Consider the following 10,532-nt stretch of genomic DNA (forward strand, 5'->3'; position numbering starts at 1 on the left):
CAAGAGGTTAGCTAATTTATAAGCCACAATCATAAATTTGTGGCTTTTGTTGTTTTAGAGGGAAACGATATGCCAGTAATACGCTTACCTGATGGTTCTGAACGTGCTTTTGATGCGCCTGTTACCGTGGCAGATGTTGCTATGAATATTGGCGCTGGTTTAGCTAAAGCTGCACTGGCGGGCAAAGTAAATGGCGTATTAGTCGATACCTCTCATTTGATAAGCCAAGATGCTGAACTAGCAATTATTACTGATAAGAATGCTGAAGGCGTTGATATTATCCGCCATTCCACAGCACACTTATTGGCTTATGCAGTTAAAGAATTGTTCCCGGATGCACAAGTCACGATTGGCCCTGTCATTGAAAATGGCTTTTATTATGACTTTTCTTACAAGCGTGCCTTTACGCCGGAAGATTTAATCGCTATTGAAAAGAAAATGGCTGAACTTGCTAAAAAAGATGAGCAAGTCATACGCAAAGTATTGCCTCGCGATGAAGCGGTAAGCTACTTCAAGGCTATTGGCGAACATTACAAAGCGGAGATTATTTCCAGCATTCCAGAAGGGCAAGATGTTTCACTTTATACCGAAGGTGGCTTTACAGACCTTTGCCGCGGTCCGCACGTGCCGAATACAGGCAAGTTAAAAGCGTTCAAATTAATGAAGTTGGCCGGTGCATACTGGCGCGGTGATAGTAATAATGAGATGCTGCAACGCGTCTACGGTACAGCTTGGCGCAATAAAGAAGAGCTTGAAGCCTATTTGTTTCAGTTAGAAGAAGCAGAAAAACGCGACCATCGTAAATTAGGTAAGCAGTTGGATTACTTCCACATGCAAGATGACGCACCAGGCATGGTGTTCTGGCATCCGCGTGGCTGGAGTATTTGGCAAGAAGTTGAGCAATACATGCGCCAAATGTTTAGAGATTTTGGCTATCAAGAAGTCCGTACGCCGACTATTATGGACAGAACCTTGTGGGAAAAATCGGGACATTGGCAAAATTATCGTGACAATATGTTTGTGACTTCATCTGAAAGTCGTGATTACGCAGTTAAGCCAATGAATTGCCCTGGCCATATTCAGATTTTTAATAGTGGATTGCACAGTTACCGGGATTTACCATTGCGTTTGGCTGAGTTCGGTTCATGCCATCGAAATGAACCCTCTGGTTCCCTGCATGGCTTGATGCGCGTGCGCGGCTTCACCCAAGACGATGCACATATTTTCTGCACTGAAGAACAAATTGAATCTGAAGTGGCTGACTTCATTAAAATGCTCTATAAGGCGTATGGTGACTTTGGCTTTACTGATGTTTTAGTGAAGCTTTCAACTCGCCCTGAAAAGCGTGTAGGTACAGATGAAACTTGGGATAAAGCCGAGGCTTCACTGTCTAACGCACTAAATAAAAATGACTTAGCATTTGATTTACAGCCTGGCGAAGGGGCATTTTATGGCCCTAAAATTGAGTTTACACTTAAAGACTCATTAAGTCGTTTGTGGCAGTGCGGTACGATTCAATTAGACTTTAACTTGCCTGAACGCTTAGGTGCCGAGTACGTTGCGGAAGATAACAGCCGCAAGCGACCAGTGATGTTGCACCGTGCGATTGTAGGTTCAATGGAGCGATTTATAGGAATTTTAATCGAAAACTATGCTGGTGCGATGCCGCTTTGGTTGGCGCCTGTGCAGGTAATGGTGTTGAATATTTCCGAAGGTCAATCAGAATATGTACGCCAAGTAGTTGAAAAACTAAAGAAAAATGGCATCCGATGCGAATTTGACTTGAGAAATGAGAAGATTACCTATAAAATACGCGAACATTCGATGCAGAAAATGCCTTACTTGCTTGTAGCGGGTGAGCGTGAGATGCAAACAGGACATGTGGCCGTGCGTACCAGAAAAGGCGAAGACTTAGGTTCTATGCCGATTGAAGCGCTAATTGAGCGCTTAAAAGCAGAAGTTGAATCTAAGAATTAAGCTTCCAAAATGCCAGTTTTATCATTGGCTTTTGCTAGTTTCTGAAAATGCACGGCTTAACTATTTGGAGAATTTGATATAGCACAGGACAAAGAAACACGAATCAACGGTGACATTACTGGTTCGGAAGTACGCTTGGTTGGCATTGAGGGCGAACCTTTAGGTATCATGAGTTTGCGCGAGGCGTTTGCTAAAGCTGAAGACGCTGATATTGACTTAGTGGAAATTGCGCCGAACGCTGTGCCTCCCGTGTGTAGATTGATGGATTACGGCAAGTTCAAATATGCCGAAAGTAAAAAGCAGCACGAAGTTAAGCTCAAGCAAAAACAAGTGCAAGTGAAAGAAATTAAGTTCCGCCCTGGTACAGATGATGGCGATTATGCAATCAAAGTACGCAATATCATTCGTTTTATTGAAGATGGCGATAAAGCAAAAATTACATTGCGTTTCAGAGGGCGTGAGATTACGCACCAAGAGTTTGGCTTGGCTTTACTTAGACGTGTAGAAGCAGATACAAAAGAAGTGGCAATCGTTGAGCAGTTTCCTAAAATGGAAGGTCGCCAAATGGTGATGGTGCTAGGCCCTCATAAAAAAGTGAAGTAAGCCATAAGATTTGATAGATAGTTGGTTCATTAAAGATTTAATGTTTTGCATTAAAGTTGTAGTAAAAAAGTAGTAGCAAGAATCCGAGTGATACGGCTAAACGGCATGCCTAAGCACTCATAACTTAAGTTCAAGGAGAACGAAATGCCAAAGATGAAAACCAAGAGCGGTGCTAAAAAGCGCTTCAAATTCTTGGGTAACGGTAAAGTGAAACGTACTCACTCTCACTTACGCCATATCCTTACAAAAAAGACCACCAAGCAAAAGCGTAAATTACGCGGCACGGCGATCATTTCTGCAACTGATATCAAGCGCGTCCGCGCTATGATGCCAACACAATAGGAGTAGAACATGCCTAGAGTAAAACGTGGTGTCATTGCTCGCGCTAGACACAAAAAAGTATTAAAAGCCGCTAAGGGTTACCGCGGTCGTCGTAAAAACGTTTACCGCGTTGCTAAGCAAGCGGTAATGAAAGCAGGTCAATACGCTTATCGTGATCGTCGTCAAAAGAAACGTCAATTCCGCACATTGTGGATTGCGCGTATCAATGCGGGTTCACGTGAATTTGGCTTAACTTATAGCCGCTTCATGAATGGCTTGAAAAAAGCTGCGATTGAAGTTGATCGTAAAGTTTTGGCTGACTTGGCCGTGTTTGATAAAGCAGCATTTGCAAAATTTGTTGATTTAGCGAAAACAGCTTTAGCCGCTTAAGTAATAGAAAAATAAAAAAGAGGCTTCGGCCTCTTTTTTTTACTGTAAAATCAATGAATTGTAATAATTACGGTTAAATTCCGTTGTCAATCTAAAGATCAGAATAAATATGGCCGATTTAACGCATTTAATTTCAGAAGCACAAGCGGATTTCGCTAACAGCGCTACGATGAATGAATTGGAAGTAGCGAAAGCTAAGTATCTAGGCAAAACAGGATTGTTAACAGATGCGCTAAAGGGCTTAGGTAAGCTTAGCAATGAAGAGCGCCCTGCAGCAGGAGCAGCTATCAATGTGGTGAAACAAGGCGTTGAGACAGCTCTAACTGCTCGCCGTGAAGCGATTTTAAATGCAGAGCAAGCTAAGCAGCTTGCTCAAGAGTCAATTGATGTGACCTTGCCAGCGCGTGCGCAGTCACAAGGTGGATTGCATCCGGTCACGCTAACATTAAAACGCGTTGAAGAGTTATTTCACTCTATTGGCTTTGAAGTTGCAACAGGCCCAGAAATTGAAACTGATTTTTATAATTTTACTGCACTGAATATCCCGGAAGATCATCCTGCGCGTGCAATGCACGATACATTTTATATTGATGAAGCGAATGTTTTAAGAACACATACTTCACCAGTGCAAATTCGCTATTTGGAAAATGCGTTAAAAACAAACAAAACTCCACCATTAAAAATCATTGCGCCAGGTCGTGTGTACCGTGTGGATTCTGATGCAACGCATTCTCCAATGTTTCACCAAGTAGAAGGGTTGTGGGTCGATGAGGATATTAGCTTCGCAAACCTAAAAGGCGTGGTGCAAGACTTTTTGCAAAAGTTCTTTGAGCGTGATGATTTAACAGTGCGTTTTAGACCTTCATTCTTTCCATTTACAGAACCTTCAGCCGAAATGGATATGAGTTGGAATGGTGGCTGGTTAGAGATTGGCGGTTGCGGTATGGTGCATCCTGAGGTGTTTAAGCATGTCAATCTTGATAGCGAGAAGTATCGCGGTTTTGCGTTCGGTTTAGGCGTAGAGCGTTTGACTATGTTGCGCTACGGTGTGAATGATTTACGCCACTTCTTTAATAATGATTTGCGTTTTTTAAGCCAATTCAAATAATAAATCTACTAATAAGGTCACAAAAGCATTATGCAGTTCTCAGAAAATTGGTTACGTAGCCTTGTCAATACTGATTTAGATAGTCAGGCGCTTAGTCACGCTTTAACGATGGCTGGACTTGAGGTTGAAGAGATGCAGCCAGTCGCTGCACCGTTTAGTAGAGTGGTCGTTGCTAAGATTTTATCTGCTGAAAAGCACCCTGATGCAGACCGTTTGCAAGTCTGTAAAGTAGACGTGGGTCTGGCTGAGCCATTGCAAATTGTCTGCGGTGCACCAAATGCTCGAGCAGGCTTGCTTGCTCCTTGTGCGATGGTTGGGGCTGAATTGCCTGGCATTTCAATTAAACAGGCTAAGGTACGAGGCGTAGAGTCTTTCGGCATGATGTGCTCATCTAAAGAGCTTGGTATTAGCGCAGAAGCGACAGGTTTGCTTGAGCTAGATAGCAATGCGGTTGTGGGCCAAAGTATTCGTGAACATTTAGATTTAGACGATAACCTGCTGACATTGAAGCTAACACCAAATCGTAGCGACTGCTTAAGCTTGGTTGGTATCGCTCGCGATGTTGCCGCTATCACTGGTGCTAAAGCAAGTTTTGCTGCTATCACAGCAATACCAGCAACAATGAAAGCGACTAAAAATGTAGTTGTGAGTGAATCTGCCTCTTGCCCAAGCTATAGCGGTCGTTTAGTTAGCGGTGTAAACGCAAAAGCAAGTACGCCAGCTTGGATGGTGAAACGCATAGAACGTAGTGGTTTGCGCAGCATCAGTGCTTTAGTTGATGTGACAAATTATGTGTTGCTTGAATTAGGCCAGCCTATGCATGCATTTGATGCGAATAAGCTCAAAGGTGATATTTCAGTACGTTTTGCAAAAGCGAATGAGCCTTTAAGCTTGCTAAATGAACAAGTTGTAGAGTTGAAGGCGGATGATTTGGTGATAGCAGATGGAAGTGGTGCGGTAGCACTTGCTGGCATTATGGGTGGTAAGCCAACCTCTGTTGATGACGCGACGACGGATATTTTTCTAGAAAGTGCTTTTTTTGCACCTTCTATCATTGCTGGTAAAGCGCGCAGATTAGGCTTGAGCACGGATTCTTCTTACCGTTTTGAACGTGGTGTAGATTTTGGTAACACAAGAAATGCACTTGAATATGCAACTAAACTGATTTTGGAAATATGTGGTGGCCAAGCGGGTGAAGTGACACAAGTCACCGGTACATTGCCAGTTCGCCATTCAGTTAAATTAAGAATGTCACGTTTAGTATCTGTACTTGGTATTCCGTTTGAACAGACTAAAGTGGCTCAGTTACTTAAGCAATTAGGTTTTTCATTTATAGAGGAAGACGGTGAATTCACTGTCACACCACCAAGCTACAGATTCGATATTAATATTGAAGAAGATCTAATTGAAGAAATCGCACGCTTGCATGGCTATGACCACATTCCAGCAACGCCTCCAGTAGCTAGTTTGCAAATGTTACCGGCGCCTGAAGTAAGGCTACATCAAAATAAATTACGCGATAGTTTGGTTGCTGAAGGCTACCAAGAGGTTGTGAATTACAGCTTTGTAGATGAAAGCTGGGAGCGAGATTTATTAGGCAATGCAAATCCAATCAAACTACAAAACCCAATTGCGAGCAATTTAAGTGTGATGCGCACTAGTCTTTGGGGTGGCTTACTCGATACACTTACTTATAATTTGAACCGTAAGCAAGACCGTGCGTTCCTATTTGAAGTAGGCGCTGTTTATTTTCCAAAAGTTGATGGTTTCGAAGAAAATACGCGAATTGCAGGATTGGCTTATGGCAGTGCAAAGCCAGAGCAGTGGTCAGCAGAGAATTCGGATGTAGATTTTTTCGATATCAAAGCGCATCTGGACAACCTTGCAGGCAGTAATGTTAGCTATCAAAAAGATGAGCATGTTGCCTTACACCCCGGACAAACGGCAAGAATTTTAAAAGATGGCAAAGCCATCGGTTGGATAGGTAAGTTGCATCCAAAATGGCAACAGCATTACAGTCTTAGTAGAAATGCCTATTTATTTGAACTGGACTTAGAAGCTATCAGCAAACGTCAAATTGCTACATACCAAGAAGTTTCAAAATTACTTCCGGTCAGACGCGATTTAGCCGTAGTTTTAGATGAAAATATTGCAGTTGAAAAGGTATTTAGTGCAATTAAAAAAGCGAATCTAGCACTGGTGCATGATGTGGCATTATTTGATTTATACCAAGGACAAGGTATACCAGAAAATAAAAAAAGCCTTGCATTATCAGTACTTATGCACGATACTCAAAAAACTTTAACGGATAATGACGCTGATACAACCATAGCTAATCTGTTACAATTACTACAAAATGATTTTGGTGCGGTACTTAGAAATTAAGCAATAAAGTAGAACTGTTAATTTATAAAAGTAATGATTAATTTATAAATTTAAAAAGAATAATCTATACATTTAAAAAAGCTCAAAAGCTAGAAATGAAATGGGAGTGGGTATGACATTAACAAAAGCTGAACTTGCAGATTTGCTTTACGAGCAAGTTGGGTTAAATAAACGCGAAGCAAAAGATATGGTTGAAGCATTTTTTGAGGAAGTGCGAATCGCATTAGAAGCAGGAGACAGCGTTAAACTATCAGGATTTGGTAATTTTGAATTGCGTAAAAAATCTGAGCGTCCTGGCCGTAATCCTAAAACAGGCGAAGAAATACCCATTACCGCACGTCGCGTAGTGACTTTCCACGCGAGCCAAAAGTTAAAAAGCAAAGTTGAAGCGAATTACCTAAATTAATTGAATAATCAAATAAGTTTGATTACATGAGCGAACCCATTACAAAAGCACAGTTGCCACCGATACCAGCAAAACGCTACTTTACCATTGGTGAAGTAAGCGAACTTTGTGGTGTAAAACCGCACGTGCTTCGCTACTGGGAGCAAGAATTCACCCAACTAAAGCCAGTAAAACGTCGTGGTAATCGCCGTTATTATCAACACCACGAAGTTTTATTAATTCGCCGTATACGCGAACTACTCTACGAGCAAGGCTTTACCATTAGCGGCGCACGAAATCGCCTTGATGGACCAGATGAAGCCGAAATAAAAGCAGACGCAGGACAAACCACTGCGCAGTTAGATTCAGCGCTAAACGCTTCTGCAACAAGTAAAAATAAAGACTTTGATTTTAATTTAGTAAAAACAGAGTTGCTCGAAATCTTAAATCTATTGCGTCCTTCACTGTCCGCTTCTAAGTAATAGAGTTTATTTATTTCTGTAGTGTTTTTTCTTAGCACTAAATTTTGCATTATAATGGCAACCTTGCTGCAAGATAATTTTAGCATCGGTTCGGGGCATAGCGCAGCCTGGTAGCGTACATGCCTGGGGGGCATGGGGTCGCAAGTTCGAATCTTGCTGTCCCGACCATTAAAATCAAAGACTTACAGTTTAACGGCTGTGGGTCTTTTTTGTTTTATGGTGTCTATGGGTACACTCAAAAAAAGGTAGGTATTAAAATCATTGGTAAGGTAGAGGAGTTAAACTATTCAACCCCAATGCGCGTCTGGTACTCAATTATATCCAGACCAATTTAGATACTGACATTGTATTGAAAGGCAAGCGTGACGATAAAGAGAAGGTTGTCACTTTGCGCGCGCAATATGATTTCTAAAAGTAACTAGAAATATTCAAAGGATTCATATGTTAAAAAAATTATTAGTGATTGGGCTGCTAACTATTGCAAGCTTTCTTTCTTTTATTGCACATGCCGAGCAGAAAATAACTGTATTTGCTGCAGCAAGTCTTACAAATGCAATTTCTGATATTGCTAGTGAATACGAGAAAGATAAACAAATAAATATTCAAACTTCATTCGCTTCGTCGTCCACTTTAGCTAAGCAGATTGAAAAAGGTGCACCAGCAGATATTTTTATATCAGCAGATACAAAATGGATGAATTATTTGCAAGAGAAAAACCTCCTTAATGCAGGAAGTAAGGTTAATTTGTTAGGTAATCAATTAGTGCTGATTGCTCCCAAAGGCAAAGCATTTAAGATAGAAATGGAGAAAGGCTTCAATATTGCTGGTGCATTCAGTGGCAAATTATGCACGGGGGAGCTAGATTCAGTGCCTGTTGGGATTTACGCAAAGCAATCTTTAAAAAACCTTAACTGGTGGGATGCCATTAAAATGCGAATTGTGGGGACACAGGATGTTCGTGCTGCTTTGGTGTTTGTTGAACGTGGTGAGTGCGATGCAGGGATTGTCTATGAAACTGATGCCAAGGTGTCCACTAAGGTAGATAACGTTGCCGCCTTCCCTGAATCGAGCCATGACCCAATCGTATATCCTTTAGCCTTAACAAAAAATGCGAATCAAAGTGCTAATAGCTTTTATGATTATTTGAAGTCTGAAAAAGCAAAAGTTATCTTCAGCAAATACGGCTTTAACACTAACTTACAATAGAAGTTATTTAATCACATGTTAGATATATTGCGATTTACACCTTCAGAGTTATCCATCCTGTGGTTATCTCTGAAAGTAGCTTTATTTTGTGTTGCGCTAATTTTGGTGCCAGCCATTGCGGTGGCTTGGGTTCTCGCCAGAAAATCATTCTTTGGCAAATCATTACTTGATAGCCTTGTGCATTTGCCATTAGTTTTACCACCAGTAGTCCCAGGATTTTTACTTCTTCTTCTATTGGGCAATCAAGGTCTAATAGGAAAATACTTGCACAACATCTTTGGAATAAGCCTAGCTTTTACTTGGATGGGGGCGGTGGTTGCCTCAGCAGTCATGGCATTTCCACTGTTGGTGCGTTCAACTAGATTATCTATTTCGCATGTCGATAGAGGTTTAGAGATTGCAGCACAATCTTTAGGTGCACATCCACTGAAGGTGTTTTTTACTATTACCTTGCCATTGGCTATGCCCGGCATTATTACTGGTTTAATTTTAGCCTTTAGCCGCAGTTTAGGTGAGTTTGGGGCAACGATTACTTTTGTCGGTAATATTGAAAATGAAACGCGCACGCTACCATTAGCAATTTACAGTTATACGCAGATTCCTGATGGAGACTTACCCGCCTTAAGGTTAGTGATATTAAGTATGGTGTTAGCCTTGGGCGCATTGATGATAAGCGATAAGCTTGAACGTAAAGCTAATCAGAATATTGGCCGTCATCATGATTGAGGTTCATGCACGACTTAAACGCAAACATTTCGAGTTAGATGCCTCACTGCAATTAACTCAACGTGTGAATGCGATATACGGCCCATCTGGCTCTGGTAAAAGTACTTTGTTAAGTATCATTGCTGGCATCACACAGCCAGATAGTGGCCGCATTATGATTAATGGTGAATGTTTGTTTGATAGTGAATTGCAAATTAACATACCTATACACGGGCGAAAGATTGGCTTGGTGTTTCAAGACGGTCGATTATTTCCCCATCTCACTGTGGAACATAATTTAAGCTATGCACTAAATTTTACTCCAGTACAAAAACAACAGTTCCAACTTAAGCAAATTGTTGAATTGTTGGAAATCGGTCAATTATTAAATCAACGACCTCATCAACTTTCTGGCGGTGAGAAGCAGCGCGTGTCATTGGGACGTGCATTACTTAGCTCACCAAGATTGTTAATGTTGGACGAACCGCTAGCCTCTTTGGACGAAAGACTCAAGGGCCAAATATTACCGTTTTTAAAGAGGGTCGCGGACGAAGTGGAAATTCCTATGATTTATATTAGTCATTCTATGGAAGAGATATTAAAAATTACTGACAACATCATTGATATCCAACTTGGAAAGATTATAAATTGAGTGTCTCAGTTGGGTCGAAAGCACCGAAATTCAATGTCTGCTTTACTGCACTCCAATTTTATTGTGTATTAATTACCGATTTGTAGCAAACCTATTTAGGGGACATAGGGTAAGTGAAATTCAAGATATAAGAACGCCAGCATTAAAAAGTTTAGTGGCGTTCTTGTGGCTATCAGTAGCTTAATTATGCTTAACTATGACATAAAGCTAATGCCTATAATGAGCGATAAGCATAGCATAGGTTGTTGATTTACAAGTTCGAATCTTGCTGTCCCGACCAAAACTTAAAATGAGTTACTTGTTGTAAATTAAAGCCTG

General features: G+C 41.1%; 11 protein-coding genes and 1 tRNA gene. All 12 read left to right on the forward strand.

All coding sequences use genetic code 11. The features are described 5' to 3' along the window. Nucleotides 1-69: 69 nt before the first annotated feature. Entirely contained in the window at nucleotides 70-1,977 is a 1,908-nt protein-coding gene (gene thrS, locus HOO90_RS05215) for a threonine--tRNA ligase (RefSeq protein ID WP_292840330.1), read from the forward strand. A 78-nt stretch (nucleotides 1,978-2,055) separates the two neighbouring features. Next, nucleotides 2,056-2,580: a translation initiation factor IF-3 gene (infC, locus tag HOO90_RS05220; protein ID WP_292840359.1), complete on the forward strand. Its 525-nt coding sequence runs from the start codon at nucleotides 2,056-2,058 to the stop codon at nucleotides 2,578-2,580. A 144-nt stretch (nucleotides 2,581-2,724) separates the two neighbouring features. Beyond that, complete coding sequence (rpmI, locus tag HOO90_RS05225) at nucleotides 2,725-2,922, forward strand: 50S ribosomal protein L35 (RefSeq protein ID WP_292840333.1); 198 nt, start codon at nucleotides 2,725-2,727, stop codon at nucleotides 2,920-2,922. Between the two features lie 9 nt (nucleotides 2,923-2,931). Further along, the gene (rplT, locus tag HOO90_RS05230; RefSeq protein WP_292840335.1) at nucleotides 2,932-3,291 is read left to right on the forward strand and encodes a 50S ribosomal protein L20; all 360 of its coding nucleotides are present in this window, start codon (nucleotides 2,932-2,934) and stop codon (nucleotides 3,289-3,291) included. A gap of 109 nt (nucleotides 3,292-3,400) precedes the next feature. Further along, nucleotides 3,401-4,399 (forward strand): phenylalanine--tRNA ligase subunit alpha, encoded by a 999-nt coding sequence (pheS, locus tag HOO90_RS05235; RefSeq protein WP_292840337.1) that lies wholly within the window; start codon nucleotides 3,401-3,403, stop codon nucleotides 4,397-4,399. A 30-nt stretch (nucleotides 4,400-4,429) separates the two neighbouring features. Further along, complete coding sequence (pheT, locus tag HOO90_RS05240) at nucleotides 4,430-6,784, forward strand: phenylalanine--tRNA ligase subunit beta (protein ID WP_292840340.1); 2,355 nt, start codon at nucleotides 4,430-4,432, stop codon at nucleotides 6,782-6,784. Nucleotides 6,785-6,896: 112 nt separating this feature from the next. Continuing rightward, complete coding sequence (locus tag HOO90_RS05245) at nucleotides 6,897-7,190, forward strand: integration host factor subunit alpha (RefSeq protein WP_013148436.1); 294 nt, start codon at nucleotides 6,897-6,899, stop codon at nucleotides 7,188-7,190. 26 nt (nucleotides 7,191-7,216) lie between these two features. Further along, the gene (locus HOO90_RS05250) at nucleotides 7,217-7,651 is read left to right on the forward strand and encodes a MerR family transcriptional regulator (protein WP_292840348.1); all 435 of its coding nucleotides are present in this window, start codon (nucleotides 7,217-7,219) and stop codon (nucleotides 7,649-7,651) included. A gap of 91 nt (nucleotides 7,652-7,742) precedes the next feature. Beyond that, nucleotides 7,743-7,819: transfer RNA gene (locus HOO90_RS05255), tRNA-Pro, on the forward strand. A 273-nt stretch (nucleotides 7,820-8,092) separates the two neighbouring features. After that, a complete protein-coding gene (modA, locus tag HOO90_RS05260; protein WP_292840351.1) occupies nucleotides 8,093-8,857 on the forward strand; it encodes a molybdate ABC transporter substrate-binding protein in 765 nt (254 codons plus the stop codon). 15 nt (nucleotides 8,858-8,872) lie between these two features. Then, the gene (gene modB / locus HOO90_RS05265; RefSeq protein ID WP_292840353.1) at nucleotides 8,873-9,583 is read left to right on the forward strand and encodes a molybdate ABC transporter permease subunit; all 711 of its coding nucleotides are present in this window, start codon (nucleotides 8,873-8,875) and stop codon (nucleotides 9,581-9,583) included. Next, the gene (locus HOO90_RS05270) at nucleotides 9,576-10,214 is read left to right on the forward strand and encodes an ATP-binding cassette domain-containing protein (RefSeq protein ID WP_292840356.1); all 639 of its coding nucleotides are present in this window, start codon (nucleotides 9,576-9,578) and stop codon (nucleotides 10,212-10,214) included. Before modB ends, HOO90_RS05270 begins: the two co-directional genes overlap by 8 nt. Nucleotides 10,215-10,532: the final 318 nt, after the last annotated feature.

It is taken from the genome of Methylotenera sp., from assembly GCF_013141425.1.
GTDB lineage: Bacteria > Pseudomonadota > Gammaproteobacteria > Burkholderiales > Methylophilaceae > Methylotenera.